The sequence below is a fragment of the Bacillus sp. CGMCC 1.16607 genome, from assembly GCF_042683745.1.
In the GTDB taxonomy this organism is placed as follows: domain Bacteria; phylum Bacillota; class Bacilli; order Bacillales; family Cytobacillaceae; genus Pseudoneobacillus.
This window is the reverse complement of the sequence record NZ_JBHUJX010000019.1, coordinates 371,755-388,955: the sequence shown is the minus strand read 5'-3', so window position 1 is coordinate 388,955 and position 17,201 is coordinate 371,755. Positions and strand designations below refer to the sequence as shown.

Annotated in this window: 14 protein-coding genes; 12 read left to right on the top strand and 2 right to left on the bottom strand. The window is 37.7% G+C overall.

Annotated elements, in window-relative coordinates; all coding sequences use genetic code 11:
- Window positions 1-81: 81 nt before the first annotated feature.
- Window positions 82-1,875 carry a M6 family metalloprotease domain-containing protein gene (locus tag ACFSO7_RS14310; protein ID WP_377878018.1) on the top strand — a complete coding sequence of 598 codons (1,794 nt, stop codon included), beginning with the start codon at window positions 82-84 and terminating at the stop codon, window positions 1,873-1,875.
- Between the two features lie 64 nt (window positions 1,876-1,939).
- Here the strand turns inward: ACFSO7_RS14310 and ACFSO7_RS14305 are convergent, their stop codons facing one another.
- The gene (locus tag ACFSO7_RS14305; protein WP_377878002.1) at window positions 1,940-2,281 is read right to left on the bottom strand and encodes a cupin domain-containing protein; all 342 of its coding nucleotides are present in this window, start codon (window positions 2,279-2,281) and stop codon (window positions 1,940-1,942) included.
- Between the two features lie 183 nt (window positions 2,282-2,464).
- On the opposite strand from ACFSO7_RS14305, the gene ACFSO7_RS14300 reads away from it, so the two are divergent.
- A complete protein-coding gene (locus tag ACFSO7_RS14300) occupies window positions 2,465-3,154 on the top strand; it encodes a Crp/Fnr family transcriptional regulator (protein ID WP_377878001.1) in 690 nt (229 codons plus the stop codon).
- Window positions 3,155-3,221: 67 nt separating this feature from the next.
- Here ACFSO7_RS14300 and ACFSO7_RS14295 read toward each other — a convergent pair whose 3' ends face one another.
- Complete coding sequence (locus ACFSO7_RS14295; RefSeq protein WP_377878000.1) at window positions 3,222-3,467, bottom strand: amino acid decarboxylase; 246 nt, start codon at window positions 3,465-3,467, stop codon at window positions 3,222-3,224.
- Between the two features lie 300 nt (window positions 3,468-3,767).
- Between ACFSO7_RS14295 and ACFSO7_RS14290 the strand changes: the two genes are divergently transcribed.
- From ACFSO7_RS14290 to ACFSO7_RS14245, 10 genes are all read left to right on the top strand, one after another.
- On the top strand, window positions 3,768-5,159 hold the full coding sequence (locus tag ACFSO7_RS14290; protein ID WP_377877999.1) for a peptide MFS transporter: 1,392 nt from the start codon (window positions 3,768-3,770) through the stop codon (window positions 5,157-5,159).
- Window positions 5,160-5,311: 152 nt separating this feature from the next.
- Complete coding sequence (locus ACFSO7_RS14285) at window positions 5,312-7,042, top strand: ABC transporter ATP-binding protein (RefSeq protein ID WP_377877998.1); 1,731 nt, start codon at window positions 5,312-5,314, stop codon at window positions 7,040-7,042.
- Window positions 7,035-8,876, top strand: coding sequence for an ABC transporter ATP-binding protein (locus ACFSO7_RS14280; protein ID WP_377877997.1), 1,842 nt, complete (start codon window positions 7,035-7,037; stop codon window positions 8,874-8,876). Before ACFSO7_RS14285 ends, ACFSO7_RS14280 begins: the two co-directional genes overlap by 8 nt.
- Before the next feature lie 87 nt (window positions 8,877-8,963).
- Window positions 8,964-10,190 (top strand): aminopeptidase, encoded by a 1,227-nt coding sequence (locus tag ACFSO7_RS14275; RefSeq protein ID WP_377877996.1) that lies wholly within the window; start codon window positions 8,964-8,966, stop codon window positions 10,188-10,190.
- 61 nt (window positions 10,191-10,251) lie between these two features.
- A complete protein-coding gene (locus tag ACFSO7_RS14270; RefSeq protein WP_377877995.1) occupies window positions 10,252-10,575 on the top strand; it encodes a YciI family protein in 324 nt (107 codons plus the stop codon).
- Window positions 10,575-11,039, top strand: a complete 465-nt coding sequence (locus tag ACFSO7_RS14265; protein WP_377877994.1) for a tetratricopeptide repeat protein — start codon at window positions 10,575-10,577, stop codon at window positions 11,037-11,039. The genes ACFSO7_RS14270 and ACFSO7_RS14265 overlap by 1 nt, the downstream gene beginning before the upstream one ends.
- 445 nt (window positions 11,040-11,484) lie before the next feature.
- Window positions 11,485-12,939, top strand: a complete 1,455-nt coding sequence (locus ACFSO7_RS14260; RefSeq protein ID WP_377877993.1) for an alanine/glycine:cation symporter family protein — start codon at window positions 11,485-11,487, stop codon at window positions 12,937-12,939.
- Window positions 12,940-13,291: 352 nt separating this feature from the next.
- On the top strand, window positions 13,292-14,374 hold the full coding sequence (locus ACFSO7_RS14255) for a hypothetical protein (protein ID WP_377877992.1): 1,083 nt from the start codon (window positions 13,292-13,294) through the stop codon (window positions 14,372-14,374).
- Window positions 14,361-16,556, top strand: a complete 2,196-nt coding sequence (locus ACFSO7_RS14250; RefSeq protein WP_377877991.1) for a molybdopterin oxidoreductase family protein — start codon at window positions 14,361-14,363, stop codon at window positions 16,554-16,556. Before ACFSO7_RS14255 ends, ACFSO7_RS14250 begins: the two co-directional genes overlap by 14 nt.
- Window positions 16,553-17,116, top strand: coding sequence for a 4Fe-4S dicluster domain-containing protein (locus tag ACFSO7_RS14245; RefSeq protein ID WP_377877990.1), 564 nt, complete (start codon window positions 16,553-16,555; stop codon window positions 17,114-17,116). Before ACFSO7_RS14250 ends, ACFSO7_RS14245 begins: the two co-directional genes overlap by 4 nt.
- Window positions 17,117-17,201: the final 85 nt, after the last annotated feature.

Here is a 17,201-nt window from a genome sequence, read left to right as displayed (position 1 = left end):
TTTCCTCCATTATGTTCCCCCTATAGCTGATAAAATCAGTTTACAGGAAAGAATTTATTAGGTGAAAAGTGTTCATTGGAAGTGAGCAAAAACTGTTCACTTTATTTTAGCGTTTACAAGGCCCCGGCAAAAGCAGGTGGTACATACGATTTAAGTTTAGCTCATTTTGTGGGTGCAGCTCCTGAACTAGCTGAAAAAGCGAAGGAAATGAAAGTGGATTTATCGAAGGTAGACCCTGCTGAAAAAGTGGCCAACCAGGGTTCGAAATTTCAAAAGCCTGGTGATAATCTTGTCTCCTATAGAAAGGCACAAGGAGATGTCCCTGTACTAGTAATACTTGCAAAGTATAAAGACGGTGATGAGCCAATAGGGGATTTACAAGGACAGGTTCCAGCTCATTATTATGAAGATCTTATTTTTGGAACAGAATATAACCCTTATGAACTTGATGAATTTAAACAATATGCCGAATACAATGGTGTGAAGGTTCCGACTGACCGTACGATGCAAAATGCTTATAAAGAATCTAGTAATGGTCGAATCAATTTGGTACGTAAAGAAAATACAGAATTTGTATGGGTTGAGCTACCAAAGGGGGCTTCCTACTATTTAGATCAAGAGGGGAAATATGCTGAGAATGGGAAGTATGTATATGGAAATGTCAATGGGGACGCACATACAGGTGAATTCATTCGTGATTTGCTTAAAGCGGCAGATTCCCAAATTGATTTCTCAAAATACGCTGAAAATGGTGAAGTTCCAAATGTTTTCGTTGTACATGAAGGAACAGGTGCGGAATGGAGTAGTGATCCAGCACAATTCTGGTCTCATAAATGGAGCCTATTAAGTGCCCTATATTACGGAAAATACTATGAAACGGGTAAACCGGCAGATGTGTATGCTGGAATGGAGCAATCGGATTGGATTGATAAAACAGTCAAAGAAGAGATGACTTTTGATGGAGTAGTCGTTAATAACTATAATATTCAACCGGCAATTGGCGGAAACGTAGCTGGATTTAATGCGGTGACAGGTGGATACGATGAAGCATCGAAGACGGGTCCTTACCCTGCACAAGCGGGAGTCTATGCTCATGAATTTGGTCATGCTTTAGGACTCCCTGACTTCTATGATACGGCTTATACATCAGAAGGTGTAGGAAACTATTCAATGATGGCGGGTGGTTCTTGGATGCGTTATCCGAATCATGGTGCTTATTCAGGAAACTCTCCTACTCATTTTGATCCATTTTCTAAGATTTTCTTAGGGTGGGCGGAGCCAAAAGAAGTAAGACCAGAAGATGGTGTACAAACAATAACTTTACCTGCGATTAATAAAGCAAATGCAGGGGATGGAATTGTTAAAATGCAAGTTCCAGGTTCTAATGGGACAGAATACTTCTTGTTTGAAAATGTTCAGCAAGATGGCTTCAATAAAGGGTTGGTGCGTCAAGGTGCGGACTCTCACGGTTTAATGGCGTGGCATGTGGATGAAAATATTATTAACTTATATCAAACAGCGGGCTTCCGTCCGAATAACGTTGAGAACTGGAATAATAAGCGATTCCAATACAACCAATTTGAAACAGCGAGTAATGGTACAATCGTCACGCATTATGGTTTGTCGGTATTACAAGCAGATGGGAAATACGATTTAGAGAAGAATGTTAACCGTGGAGATTCTGGAGATTTCTTCAGAACAGGAGCGAAGATTACACCAAATTCTTCAAATGTTCATACAGGGTCTTACTACTTCTGGAAAGGGAACGGAGCAACTCCTGCTGATTCGGGTATCCATGTAACAGATATTAAAGAAAACGCAGATGGATCAATCACAGCATCATTTTACTATAGTTCAAATGAAGGTAAGAAATAATAATCAAAATAGTAAAAAACCTGAGCCAGTTTAATGGCTCAGGTTTTTTACTGTTCATTTAGTCTCAAATATTTTGGGCATATCTTTCATCAGGAATTTTGTTTAACATTACATAAAGACTTGCGGGTTCCGCCCCGGTATTATGGAAAGCTAATTCTTCTTCGCTAGTAATATGAATGACTTCTCGTTCTTTGGCTTTAGTCTCTACACCATCAATGGTAAAAGTCCCATTTCCATTTAATATTAAAATAAATACATTTGTCCCAGGATGTTTATGGGCCGGTAATTTCTGACCCGGCATAAAGTTGAGGACAAATACAGTACTTTCTCCATGTTTAAAAATAATTCGCTTTGTAAATTGATTTTCGTTATATTCTAGATGTTCTTGAAGTGACTTTTTTTTCATTTTCAAGACCTCCAAAGTTCAATGTAATGATTACAGATAAATGGTACCGAGATTCTGGAGAATTGTAATTGATATGAATCAATTACGAAAGAAATTTATTCATTTCGGTGATATGTGACACTGTGGACGTTCCTAAAATAGTCTATCCTTTAAGGTAGATATTGAAACTCAGAGGTGGCGTATATGTGTTGTCAAAAACATCATCAAACAGATTCATGTGTTCGATCTGTTCCTGTGTTTAAAGGATTAGGTGATGAGGAAGTCCAATCACTTAATCAAGTTGTGAAAAGTCAAACTTACCACAAAGGAGAATATATCTTTCGCGAAGGCGAGCCTTCAGAAACCTTGTTTGTTGTTCATAAAGGAACGATTAAAGTGTCGAAAGTGTCGGATGAGGGGAAGGAACAAATTCTTAGAATTTTATTTCCAGGAGACTTCATCGGACAATACTCGTTAATGGAGAATAAGAAACATTATGCAGATGCAGAAGTACTAGAAGAAACAACTGTATGTCATCTGCAAAAAAATGATTTCAAGCTCATTTTAGAACGGAATCCTGTAATGGCGATGAATTTTATGATGGCTTTGAGTGAACTTTTGCAAATGGCCGACGAATGGATTGGAACGATAAGTTTACTTGAAGTAGAGCGTAGATTGGCGAAAGCTCTGCTCCTGTTTTTTGAAAAAGAAAACAAAGAAGAATACTTTGAACTACCCGTTCCGAAGAAGGATTTCGCATCATTGATTGGGGCAACACCTGAAACATTAAGTCGTAAACTCGTCCATCTTCAAACCCTTCATGTAATAAATCTAGACGGACGCAGAGGAATTCACCTACTCAATGTAGACAAACTAAAAGAAATGGCAGAATAACTATGCAGGGGACTGACCAACCAACGCGTTAAAGCGGTGGGGGTCAGTCCCCCGATGCGTTAACGCGTTAAATTTTTAAAATGAGTATGCGGTGATGATCGGGTTCAATTTCGTTGTGGACGCAATTTAGCCCGAGCTGTTCTACTGCAGCAATAAGTGGTTGACCGGGGAGAGGGAGGTGGACCTCAATAATAGTCCCTACTTCAGCACTTTTAATAAATTCGATAATTTCCCCTCTTGGATGGATTCCTTGCTTAATTAAATCCCGCGCATCGATAATTGCCTTTGAACCTTCTCTTTGAATGTTTAACATGCTTAACAAATTCTCCCCTCATATCTTTTTTCTAGCATAATCTTTTATTCGATATACATCCTTGATATATATCAAGTACATACTATAGTTGTGCAATTTTGAGTGTTCTTGTTATAGTAATATAGGTATATACAATGGAAATATTCCGAATTAATTATTTTATTATTATGAATTACCTAATAAAAAAGACTTTTATATAACTTATAGCCTATAAATGAGAAACTTGATATTATATTCATATAATTTTAAATAAAATTATTACTGCTACAAATTCTTTTCATCACTATAGGAGGTTTATGAATGGGTACAGCTACGAAAATACAACATGATGAATCCCTGTCAATGGAACAGTCAAAAAAGCATCCTCCCGGTTTATATTTATTATTCTTTACTGAAATGTGGGAACGCTTTAGCTATTATGGGATGAGAGCAATTTTAGTTCTATATTTAACTACAGCGGTAGTTAGTGGTGGGCTAGGTTTCAAAGAAGGTGCCGCGCTTAGTCTGTATGGATTTTTTACAGGTGCAGTATATTTCACACCAATTGTAGGTGGTTGGTTATCTGACCAATATTTAGGAAGACGATTGGCCATTACTATTGGTGGTATTACAATGGCGTTAGGTAACTTCGCGTTATTTGCTATGAATAGTAAAGCAGGCTTATATACAGGATTAGCGTTATTGATTATTGGAAACGGTTTCTTTAAGCCTAATATTTCAACACTTGTTGGTGAGCTTTATAAACCAAATGATAAACGAAAAGATGCTGCGTTTACGATTTTCTATATGGGAATAAATATTGGTGCATTCTTTGCTCCATTATTAGTTGGATTCTTAGCGGAAGATCTTTTCAAGGAAAATATTAATGGAGTTATGCATTTTGGCTTTAAGTATGGATTTTTGGCATCAGCAATTGGAATGGTTGTTGGGCAAATTCTATTTAATTCATTAGGCAAGAAATTCCTTGGTGATATAGGGAAAAGTCCAATTCAAACTAAAAATACGACGACAAAAACTAAGTCAAATGCCCCTTTAACAACAAATGAAAAGAAACGCACAGCTGTCATTTTCATTATAGTAGCATTTGTTGTATTCTTCTGGGCAGGATTTGAACAAGCAGGTAGTTCTTTAACACTTTATACTGATAAATTTGTTGACAGAGAAGTAGGTGGTTGGCTAGTACCAACTTCATGGTTCCAGTCTTTAAACCCATTATTTATTGTTATTTTAGCACCGATACTTTCTGCTCTTTGGGTAAAGCTCTCTAATACAAAAAGAGGAGATTTACCAATTCCAATGAAAATGGCACTTGGTATGATTTTATTAGGGATTGGATTCGTTGTCTTAATTCCGGCTGTTATGCATACGGGTAGTAATGAAGCAGCGATTACAAGTAAAGCAAATGTGATTTTCATTGTTTTAACCTATTTCCTTCACACGCTCGGTGAGCTTTGTTTATCACCTGTAGGACTTTCGATGGTAAGTAAGCTCGCTCCATTGAAACTTGCTTCCTTATTAATGGGTGTTTGGCTCGCTGGTACAGGCATAGCTAATATACTAGCTGGACAACTAGCTGCATTTACCGAATCATTAGGATACTTGCAAGTATTTAGTGTCATTGGTTTTTCTGTCATCGTTTTAGGATTGATTTTATTACTTATTAATAAAAAATTAGTGAACATGATGGAGTAAAAAATAGGATGGACTCGTTTTAACGAGCCATCCTATTTTTATTGTATTATAATTCAAACTATTTAAAAAATGGCTGGAAAAAGGTATGATACATTATATAAACTTCAAGATATTCGTTTATCAAAGAATAGTAGAAAATAGGTGAAATGTTTGTGAAAAAAGTATTTTCTCATTTAAAACCTTTTCGTCTTCATATTGGAATTGCCTTAACTTTAATGCTGGCGGAATTAATGGTGGAGTTATGGCAGCCACTTTTAATGTCAAAAATTATTGATGAAGGGATCATGCATAAGAATTTATCGGTGGTCTTAATGTGGGGCGGGATCATGTTGGGCATTTCTCTATTATCCTTTGCTGCAGGAATCGTGAATTCCTTTTATGCAGCTCATACTAGTCAAAGCTTTGGTCATGAAATTAGAAACCAATTGTTTATGAAAGTTCAAGCTTTTTCCTTTGCTTATTTAAATCGTTATCCAGCATCCTCTTTAATTACAAGGATGACTAATGATGTGACTCAAGTTCAAAATATTGTTTTCATGAGTTTGAGAATTATGCTGCGAGCACCATTACTTGTTCTTGGTGGTGTGGTAATGGCTTTAATGGTAAATGTTAAATTAGCACTTATTTTTGTTGTTATTATTCCTTTTCTAATTGTATTTCTTGTTTGGGCTATGAAAAGAGCAGGCCGTTTATTCAAATCTGTCCAAGGGAAGCTTGATCAATTAAATAGTGTGATGCGTGAAAATCTATCGGGAATGAGAGTTATTAAAGCTTTTTTTCGTGGCAAACTTGAGGAAGATCGCTTCCGTCAATCAAATGAAGATTTAATGAAGCGGACAATGTCTGCTTTAAGACTAATTGAATTTACGATGCCTGCTTTAATGCTGATTATGAATTTAAGCTTAATTTTTGTCCTATGGTATGGCATCATCGATTTAAATAATGGAAGTGTTAAGGTTGGGGAAGTAGTTGCCATTATTCAATATGGAACTCGTGTAGCAGCTGCATTATCGATTCTTTCGATGATTGTAATGGTCTTTTCACGTGCGAAGGCTTCAGCAGAAAGGATCAGTGAAATATTAATGGTCGAGCAAGACCATTTAGAAAATAACAATAAGCAATCACCATTGAAAAATGTTGAAGGGCAAGTAGAGTTTGATAGAGTTTCATTTCGTTATCCTGGGATATCACGTCCCGTTTTGGAAGATGTATCTTTTATTGCTCATCCTGGTGAAACCATTGCAATTATGGGAGCTACAGGATCGGGAAAAACTTCATTAATTCAATTGATGCTGCGCTTGTATGAAACAGATCAAGGCTCCATTTACATAGACCATGATTCCATTCGAAACTTTGAACTCGAAAATCTTCGTAGAGAAATTGGTTTGGTCCCGCAAGAAGGCTTCCTTTTTATAGGAACGATAAAAGAAAATTTAGCTTGGGGAAAAGAAGATATTACAACTGAGGAAATGCTGGAAGCAACAAAGGATGCGCAAATTCATGAAACCATCATGAAATTACCTGAACAGTACTTAACCCGTATCGGGCAGAAAGGGGTTAATCTTTCAGGGGGACAAAAACAACGACTTTCAATAGCTAGAGCATTAGTTCGTAAACCGAAAATATTAATTCTTGATGATAGTACAAGTGCCCTAGACTTAAAAACAGAATCACAGTTACTAACTGCATTAAAGAAGTACACATGTACGACCTTTATTATTACGCAAAAAGTCAGCACAGCAAAAGAAGCTGACCAAATACTATTACTCGAAGATGGGAAGTTAATAGCTAAAGGCACACATGAAGTGCTTTTAATGGAATCTGTTCTTTATCAGCAAATTTACCGTTCGCAATTTGGAGAGGGGGAAAATAAACATGCTTAAGGAGTTAATAAAACCTTTCCAATATGAAAAAATCGTTTCAAGTCAGAAGAAAGACGAAAAGCAGAAGTTAAAAAAACGACCCAAAACCAAAAATATTTCACTAACTTTAAAGAGGATCTGGACGCTACTTTCTTATCAAAAAAGTCTTTTAACCATCGTTTTATTATTAGTAGTAGCAAGTTCTGCGCTCGGCTTACTAGGTCCCTATTTGATTGGTCAAGCGGTGGATGATTACATAGTGGCTAGAAAGCAGGATGGTTTATCGCTTTTATTAATTTCTCTTGCATCTGTTTATTTGTTATATTCCCTTTCCTTATGGCTGCAAAATTATTGGATGATTGGAATTGCTCAAAAAACGGTTTATTCATTGCGGTCAAGCCTATTCCGGCATCTTCACCGTTTGCCGATATCCTTTTTCGATAAGCGACAGCACGGAGAATTAATGAGCCGAATGACAAATGATATTGAAAATGTTAGTTCAACACTTAATAGCTCCGTTATTCAGATTTTTTCAAGTTTGTTAACATTAATTGGTACGGTGTCTGTCATGTTGTGGCTAAGTCCGCTTTTAACACTTGTTACATTAATCATCGTTCCAGTTATGTTTCTTGGAATGAAATGGATTACGAATCGAACAGGTGAACTTTTCAAGGCGCAACAGAAGAACATTGGAGATATAAATGGATTTATTGAGGAAACGATCTCAGGTCAACGGATTATTAAAGCCTTTTCCCAGGAGAAAAAAGTAATCGAAGAGTTTCAAATAAAGAATACGAGATTAAAAATGTCAGGATTTTGGGCACAAACATACTCAGGATTTATTCCAAAATTGATGAATATGTTAAATAATTTAAGCTTTACTATTATTGCGGGAATTGGAGGAGTACTGGCGCTAAATGGCTTTATCTCTGTTGGGGTAATGGTGATTTTTACCGAATACGCTAGACAATTTACTCGTCCGCTAAATGATCTTGCCAACCAGTTTAATACTCTTTTGTCTGCTGTTGCAGGTGCAGAAAGGGTGTTCGAAATACTAGATGAAAAAGAAGAGGAACAGGAAGGGAGCCAATTCGATCAGTTAAATGATGTTAAAGGTGAAGTAATATTTAAAGATGTGTCTTTTTCATATGAAGCAGGGGGAGACACGGTAGCAAATATAGATTTCCATGCAAGACAAGGTCAAACGATGGCCTTAGTAGGCCCAACTGGTGCAGGTAAATCAACCATTCTTAATCTTCTTTCTCGTTTTTATGAAGTAGGTAGCGGAGAAATTTATATTGATGGAGTTCCTATCTCGAAAGTAAGTCGTCAAAATCTTCGGGAACACATGGCTTTCGTTTTGCAAGATCCATTTCTTTTTCAAGGGACCATTCGGGAAAATATACGTTATGGAAGGATGGATGCAAGTGACGAAGAGGTTGAGGAGGCTGCTAAGCAAGCAAATGCGCATTCTTTCATAATGAGACTCCCGAATCAATATGAAACTGTTCTGAATCAGGATGGGGGCGGAATTAGCCAAGGACAAAGACAACTACTTTCGATTGCCCGTGCCCTCGTTGCCAATCCAAAAATTTTAATATTGGATGAAGCAACAAGTAATATTGATACTGTAACAGAATTAAAAATTCAGGAGGCACTTAATCGTTTACTTAAAGGACGAACTAGTTTTGTCATTGCCCATCGTTTAAATACGATTCAAAAAGCAGATTGTATTCTTGTATTAAAAGATGGTCGTATACTTGAGCAAGGTAGTCATTCAGAATTGCTTGAAGCAAATGGCTTTTATAATGAGCTTTATGAAAGTCAGTTGAAAAAAAGTAGTTTAGCTGTGTGACGATTGTTAATTTTTAATAAAATAGAAGGAATAGCAGGAATCGAAGAGGAATTAAATAAGGATAATACATAAATTCAGGAGGTTATTATGACAAACTATTTAGAACAATATGCACGTTTAATCGTTAAAACTGGAGTAAACCTTCAGCAAGACCAAACGTTAGTTATATTTTCCCCAATTGAAGTAGCTTCGTTTACAAAACTTGTTGCCAAGTGTGCTTATGAGGAAGGTGCGAAGGACGTCGTCGTTCGATGGGAGGATGAAGAGCTTTCACGGATCAAATATTTATCTGCACCTGAGGCGACTTTAGAAACCGTACCTGAATGGCAAAAGGAGTTTTATTTGTCTTATGCTAGAGAAGGGGCAGCTTTCGTTAATATTCATGCATCTGATCCTGAATTGATGAAGGATGTTGATCCAAAAAGAATCATGAAGGCAAGTAAGGCACTTGGAACAGCTATTAGAGAATACCGCGAAAGACGGATGAATAATCAGAACCGTTGGTGTGTCGTTTCTGTTCCGACAGCTTCATGGGCTAAAAAGGTATTTCCTGACGCCACTGAGACAGAAGCTATTGACCGCTTATGGGAAGTTATTTTTCAATCGGTTCGTGCAGACAAAGAGAATCCAATTGCTGCATGGACAGAGCATTGTCGAAATTTAAAGCAGAGAAGAAACTTTTTTGCTGAAAAGAAACTGAAATCTCTACATATCCAGAACTCTTTAGGTACAGATCTTCATGTGGAGCTTCCGGAAGGTCATATTTGGTTAGGCGGCTCTGAGTTTTCTCCTGATGGAGTTGAATTTGTTGCTAATATTCCAACGGAGGAATTATTTACTGTACCAAAGAAAACAGGTGTTAACGGTAAAGTAGTTAGTTCGATGCCACTAAATCATAATGGTACACTAATTGAAAACTTCTCCCTTGTATTTAAAGATGGAAAAGTAGTGGATTTCCATGCGGAACAAGGATATGAGACATTAAAAAATATTATCGAAACGGATGAAGGGGCGAGTTATTTAGGAGAATTAGCTCTAGTACCTTACGATTCACCGATCTCAAATTTAAATATTTTATTCTATAACACGTTGTATGATGAAAATGCTTCTTGCCATTTAGCGCTTGGAAAGGCATATCCAGTTTGTATCGAAAATGGCGATAAGATGAGTAAAGAAGAATTAGAGCAAGCAGGTGTAAATGATTCCCTTGCACATGTCGACTTTATGTTTGGGACTGAAGATCTTAAGATTACAGGTTTTACATGGAACGACGAGGAAGTTGCTGTCTTTGAAAAAGGGAATTTTGTAATTTAGTGAGGGAAGCAAGAAGCCAATGGCTTCTTGCTTTTTCAAAATCATAAAAGGTGGTAAAAGGATGCAATTTCTATATAAATTAAAGTTGATTCCAGAATTACTTGATGAAGCGAACTGGACGGATAAAGAAAATAATATGGTATATGAACACTTTAAAGTTTTACAGGAGTTACTTAAGGAAAATAAATTAATCATGGCAGGGAAAACCGATAACTTGGACGAAACAACCTTTGGGATTGTTATTTTACAAGTGGATAGTGAAGAAGCTGCCCGAACAATTATGGAAAATGACCCAACGGTTAAGGGTGGAATCATGACGGCACAACTTTACCCTTATCGAGTAGCATTATACAATGAGAATTTTAGTGTAGGGAGCGGTAAATAGTGAAAACAATCGAGAGTCATAAGCAAATAGCTAGTCAATGTTTTAATAGAGTATGGGATTTTCTAGATATGTCGGAAAGAAGTCGAGAGGAAGAAGAACAGATGGTGCACCTTGCCCACACATCCTTTTGGCATTGGACACAGGTAGAAGATCATACTCCCACGAATCTGTCGATTGGTTATTGGCAATTGTCAAGAGTCTACGCCGTTATTGGCAATGGAGAGCAATCGCTATTTTATGCCGATCGTTGTAAAGACATAAGTGAAGATGCATCTATTGCACCATTCTATCTTGCTTATGCCTATGAGGCAATCGCAAGAGCGTATATGACTTTAAACCAGAAAGAAGATGCAATCGAGTCATATAACAAGTCTCTCAAATTGGCAGAAGGAATAGTCATTGAAGATAGCAGAGAGATGTTATTAAAAGATCTTCAAATAATAAAAGATGTTCTAGCATTTTAATATGGATAGTAGAGGCTGAAGAATTCCTGAGGAATGAAGGCTTCTTTTAATTGTGGAAAAGTTCAGCGAACCAATCTTTTTAAAGGATATTACCAGAATTTGTCGTATTTTATCATATAGAAATAGTACTAAGGTTGGGGCTGAGCGAATGATTGTGGAAAAACTATTGTTGCATGTTCTTATCATATTAATGCCGAGCTTTATCCTACATGTCTTTTTTGAGAATTTTCTCCCTATACATAAATAAGAATGATCAAAAATGGGTTCGGAAAGGATATTTCCGATCCTTTTTTTTGTGTAAAAATACTAAAATATGCGATAGTATCCACTTATATGTGGAAAATATTTCATGATAGTTATATTTTATAGATTGTCTTATTTGTCTATTTAATTTATAATTCATAATGTGTAGAAAATTCTGAATTATTAAAAAGGAGGAGTTTAATTGGAGAGTTTTATTAATTCTTTGAATGGAGTTTTGTGGAGTGCGCCTGTCATTTACACATTGCTAGGTGTCGGCTTAGTTTTTTCCATCTTGACTCGTTTCTTACAAGTCAGGCATTTGAAGGAAATGGTTGTATTAATGTTTCAAGGGAAAAGCTCTAAAGCTGGCGTCTCCTCTTTTCAGGCTTTATCAATCGCTCTATCTGGTCGGGTAGGGACGGGGAATATTGCTGGTACAGCAACCGCCATTGCAATGGGTGGGCCCGGGGCTGTATTTTGGATGTGGGCAATTGCTTTTATTGGAGCAAGTAGTGCTTTTATTGAATCAACCTTAGCTCAAATTTATAAAGTAAAACAAGATGGACAATATCGTGGAGGTCCTGCCTATTACATTGAAAAAGGAATAGGAATTAAATGGTTTGCAGTCCTTTTTGCCGTATCAGCCCTTTTAGCAATGAGTTTATTAATGCCTGGCATTCAGTCCAATTCTATTGCTGCAGGGTTAGAAAATGCCTTTGGAATTAGTCCATACGTTTCTGGTGCTGGAATTATTCTTCTATTGGGATTAATCATTTTTGGTGGGGTAAAACGAATTGCAACAGTGGCTCAATATGTCGTACCATTTATGGCTCTTGGCTATATGTTAGTGGCACTTATTATTGTTGTTATGAATTTTTCAGAGTTACCTGGTGTTTTCGCCTTAATTTTTAAAAGCGCTTTCGCGTTAGATTCCGCTTTCGGTGGGATTGTCGGGATGGCAGTTTCTTGGGGAGTTAAACGTGGAATTTACTCAAATGAGGCAGGTCAAGGTACAGGGGCTCATGCAGCAGCTGCAGCTGAGGTTTCTCATCCAGCAAAGCAAGGACTTGTCCAAGCGGCATCTGTTTATATCGATACACTATTAGTTTGTTCGGCAACAGCATTTATGATTTTATTTACAGGAATGTATAATACAGCAAATCCAGATGGTGGATTTATTGTTGAAAAGTTAAAAGGGGTAGAGGCTGGTCCAGCATTTACACAAGCAGCTGTTGATTCTTCTTTACCAGGATTTGGTGCAGGGTTCGTAGCAATCGCTTTATTCTTCTTCGCTTTTACGACGATTATGGCATACTACTATATGGCAGAGACAAATATTGCCTACTTAATGCGTGGGAAGGATAATAAAGTTGCGATGTTCCTGTTAAAGGTAGTTATCCTCGCCGCTACCTTCTGGGGAGCAGTTAAGACAGCTGGCATAGCTTGGGCACTTGGAGATGTAGGATTAGGAATTATGGTTTGGATCAATATGATTGCTATTGTCATTTTGGCAAAGCCTGCATTAGCCGCGTTAAAAGATTATGAGCAACAAAAACGTCAAGGTCTCGACCCAGTCTTTAATTCTAAAAAGCTTGGCATAAAAAATGCCGAGTACTGGGAGAAAGAATATAAAGCAGACGAAGAACAAGCGTCATAATGATATAAGTGCCATTGAACACCTCTTGAAAGTAGGGAAACCTACAATTAAGAGGTGTTTTTTAACGCTTTAAAGTGACGGGGGACTGACCCCCGTCACTTTAAAGCGTTAAAAGAATGTCGAGCTCCGACGTACAGGATGTACCAATGTCTACGTTGCTACAGGACGTGGCGTTCTTAGTCGACCAGGCACTTTCTGCTTTTCGTATTTGTAACAATTTAGACATAATCTAGAGCCCGATAAGGGTTTTTTCCCCTTACGATGGGGGAGTTCCCCGATATATGAAAACAGGCACGACCTCTTACAATTATAGTATCAAACAAGTGAGTGTTATTTTTTGAGGAGGATTACGATGCAGGCGACTACTTCTACTAATAAAAAAGCAGATCAATCCATTAACAATGCATTTGCTTCACATTTTGCCAAATCAATGTTTCTAAGTGTTCTTGGGCTTGCGGTTTTAAGTTTTATCGGAACGCGCATGTTCACACATGTTGACTTAAATTTATACGGATATATGGTTGGAACAATCGTGTTTATCGGTGGTTTCTTTTACCGATTTATCGCTTGGGGTGAAAGACCACCAACGAAAGTTTTTATTAAAAAGGGTTTAAAGCTTTTATTTAGAAAAAGCACACCGAAAACGTCTACCGAGCATTTGGTGACCTACCGTTTTATCTGGAATCGAGGAATATACCGCTGGACTCAACATATTTTAATTGGTTGGGGATGTATTCTTTCTTGTTTTGTTACTTTCCCATTAGTGTTCGGTTGGATGTACTTCACTATGGATGATAACGGCATGTACAACATCATTTTTATGGGTATTCAAGTTATGACAGTACCAGCTGAAGGTATTATCGCTCAATTGTCATATAACGCTTTAAATATCACAGCAGTCATGGTAATCGCTGGTGTATGTATGGTACTATACCGCCGCTTGAAAAATATGCAGGCAAGAGCAGAACAAACTTTTATGTACGACTTTTTACCACTATACATGTTATTACTTGTCAGCCTTACAGGATTAGCATTAACTTTTATGAATATTTTCTTACACGGCGAAGGACAGCCAATCATGTCCCTTATCCACCAATGGTCGGTTGTAATCACTTTAATTTACCTACCTTTTGGAAAGCTAGCACATATTCCATTCCGTCCAATGAGCGTGTTTGCGAAAAACTATCGTGAGCATTATATGGAACAAGCGCCAAAGGCATGTAAAGTATGCGGTGATCACTTTGTTTCAATTGAACAATCCAATGACGTCATGAACGTATTAGGCGTCAATGATATACAATTTGGGATGAAAGAAGGCTTCCATTTAGCAGAGCTTTGCTTACCATGTCGCCGTAAATATAGAATCGCACAATTTTCAGGAATTCCTACACATCAAGTGAAGGTTAAGGAGGCAAACCAGAATGCAAAGGGATAAATTTATGAATGAAAGAGATAAATTTTTTAAAGATATTGATAACTTAAACCATCCAAATGAAACATTAGTCAAGACACACTGTAGCTATTGTGCGATGCAGTGTGGGATGAACTTAAGGGTAAATACAGTAACAAACAAGATTATTGGGGTTGAGCCTCGATATGATTGGCCGGTAACTTTAGGAAAGATGTGCCCGAAGGGAGTTACTGCTTACCAGCAGGTAAACAGTAATGATCGTTTACTAAAACCATTAATTCGCGATGATCAATCGTTAAAAGGTACGAAAAATGGTTTCCGTGAAGCGAGCTGGGATGAGGCATACGATCTTATCGTAAAGAAATTCACCGAGCTTCAAGAGAATTATGGTAAAGATTCACTCTCAGTATATAGTGGTGTTTCAATGACAAACGAAAAGTGTTATTTAACCGGGAAATTTGCTCGTGTCGGACTTCAAACGCGCTATATTGATTATAATGGCCGATTCTGTATGGCTAGTGCAGCAGGTGGCTTAAATCGCTCATTGGGTATTGATAGAGGTTCAACAATTCCCTGGACCGATGTACATGAAACGGACTGTATTTTTCTTGCTGGTAGTAATACCGCTGAATGTCATCCGACTATGATGTTCAGGGTTTGGGCAATTCAAGAACGAGGTGGCTATGTAATTGTTGCTGATCCAAGGGAAACACCAGTTGCCAGAAGAGCTGATCTTCACCTTGATTTAAGACCAGGTACAGACCTTGCGCTAGCAAATGGAATCTTAAATATATTAATTCAAAATGGCTATATAGATGAAGAATTTATTAAAAACCATACAAATGGTTTTGAAGAAACAAAGGAACTAGTAAAAGAATTTACACCAGAGTACACGAGTTCGATCACAGGTGTGGCACCTGAGAAAATTATTCGGGCGGCAGAATTGTACGGAAAAGCTCCAAATGCGATTGTCATGTTTGCTAGAGGGATTGAGCAACAAATTAAAGGAGTAGATAACGTTTCTGCCTATACAAATATGGCACTTGTTACAGGGAAGATTGGTCGTGCTAAATCGGGTGTTGCTACTATTACAGGACAAGGAAATGGTCAAGGGGGGCGTGAACATGGGCAAAAAGCCGATGCGCTACCTGGATATCGTAAAATAGCGAATCCAGATCACGTAAAATATGTTTCAAAGGTATGGGGTATTGAACTTGAAGAAATGCCAAAAGAGGGTGTATCCGCATTTGAAATGTTTGGATTAATGGAACAGAAGACCATACGTGCTTTATACCTATTATGTTCAAACCCTGCTGTTTCTGCACCAGATCAAAATTATGTTCGGGAGCAGTTGAAAAACCTTGACTTCATGGTATGTGTAGATTTTTATCTTTCAGAATCTGCTGAATTTGCTGATGTTGTGCTTCCTACAACAACTTGGGCAGAGGATGAAGGGACAACTACAAATGTTGAAGGACGGATTATAAAGATTAATAGAGCACAAATGCCTTTAGGCGAATCAAAGCCTGACTGGCAGATTCAAATAGAAATTACCGAGCGAATGGGACGTGGCAAATATTTTTCTCACTTGAAAACTTCTGAGGACATATTTAATGAACTTCGTGTGGCTTCTAAAGGAGGAACGGCTGATTACTACGGTGTAACTTGGGAAAAAATTGAAAAGCAAGACGGCGTGTTCTGGCCATGTAAAGATGAAAATGATCCTGGAACACCACGTTTATTCTTGGATAAAAAGTTCAATCATCCAGATGGAAGAGCAAAAATTTTTGCACTGCCATACCGACCTTCCGCAGAAGAACCAGATGAAGAATACCCATTACGTTTAACTACTGGACGTGTTGTCTACCATTATTTATCGGGGAATCAGACAAGAAGAATTCAATTCCTACGTGATATGTGTCCTGATCCATTTGTAGAAGTACATCCAGAAACTGCAGCAAAATACAATATTCAGCACGAAGAATTCGTCCGTCTCTATACTCGTAGAGGAGAAACAACTTATAAAGTAAAAATCACTGAGGCCATTCGGAAGGATACCGTTTTTGTTCCTTACCACTGGGGCCATGAAAAATCTATTAATCTCTTAACAATCGGTGCTCTTGATCCATATTCAAGAATGCCTGAATTTAAAGCATGTGCAGCACAAATCGAAAAACTAGAAATGAAGAAGGTGCAGGTAAAATGAACAAGAGGTTATATATTGAACTAGACAATTGTATCGGATGCCGCTCATGTTTAGCTGCATGTACACAATGTGGCGGTCATGAAGAACGAAACCGTAACTATGTTTATGATGTCAATCCACTTGTAAATAGACAGACAATGCCTCTCATGTGCCTTCACTGTGTGAATCCAGCATGTGCGAGAAGCTGTCCGGCACAAGCGATTCAAATTCATGAAACAGGTGCTGTATTATCAGCGTTAGTAGAAAAATGTATCGGATGTCAAAACTGTACAATCGCATGTCCATATGGTATTCCGAAATTTGATACAGAACAAAACTTAATGTATAAATGTGACCTATGTATTGACCGTAGTAAAGATGGCATTCCTCCAATGTGTGCAAGTGTGTGCCCAACAAATACTTTACAATGGTTAACTGATGAAGAAATAGATAACAAGAAACATGCTTATAATATGGCTAACGATGGAAAATGGGTAGCAAGCAACCCGTATTTAGAAAATGAAACAAATGTACGAGTGAATCTACCTGGTATTTTACAGGGTATTACTAAGTTGTTTTAGATTGTCCAGCTCCAGCGGCTAGCCCCTCGAGGTCAAATGTTCGCCACCCAAAAAGTCAAAGAACGACTTTCCGGGTGTCGAAGCA

What these genes read in the sequence shown, in the direction of transcription:
- ACFSO7_RS14305 (WP_377878002.1), bottom strand. Translation starts at nt 2,281, where the DNA reads ATGAAAAAAAAGTCACTTCAAGAACATCTAGAATATAACGAAAATCAA.
- ACFSO7_RS14245 (WP_377877990.1), top strand. Translation starts at nt 16,553, where the DNA reads ATGAACAAGAGGTTATATATTGAACTAGACAATTGTATCGGATGCCGC.
- ACFSO7_RS14290 (WP_377877999.1), top strand. Translation starts at nt 3,768, where the DNA reads ATGGGTACAGCTACGAAAATACAACATGATGAATCCCTGTCAATGGAA.
- ACFSO7_RS14295 (WP_377878000.1), bottom strand. Translation starts at nt 3,467, where the DNA reads ATGTTAAACATTCAAAGAGAAGGTTCAAAGGCAATTATCGATGCGCGG.
- ACFSO7_RS14280 (WP_377877997.1), top strand. Translation starts at nt 7,035, where the DNA reads ATGCTTAAGGAGTTAATAAAACCTTTCCAATATGAAAAAATCGTTTCA.
- ACFSO7_RS14300 (WP_377878001.1), top strand. Translation starts at nt 2,465, where the DNA reads ATGTGTTGTCAAAAACATCATCAAACAGATTCATGTGTTCGATCTGTT.
- ACFSO7_RS14275 (WP_377877996.1), top strand. Translation starts at nt 8,964, where the DNA reads ATGACAAACTATTTAGAACAATATGCACGTTTAATCGTTAAAACTGGA.
- ACFSO7_RS14255 (WP_377877992.1), top strand. Translation starts at nt 13,292, where the DNA reads ATGCAGGCGACTACTTCTACTAATAAAAAAGCAGATCAATCCATTAAC.
- ACFSO7_RS14270 (WP_377877995.1), top strand. Translation starts at nt 10,252, where the DNA reads ATGCAATTTCTATATAAATTAAAGTTGATTCCAGAATTACTTGATGAA.
- ACFSO7_RS14250 (WP_377877991.1), top strand. Translation starts at nt 14,361, where the DNA reads ATGCAAAGGGATAAATTTATGAATGAAAGAGATAAATTTTTTAAAGAT.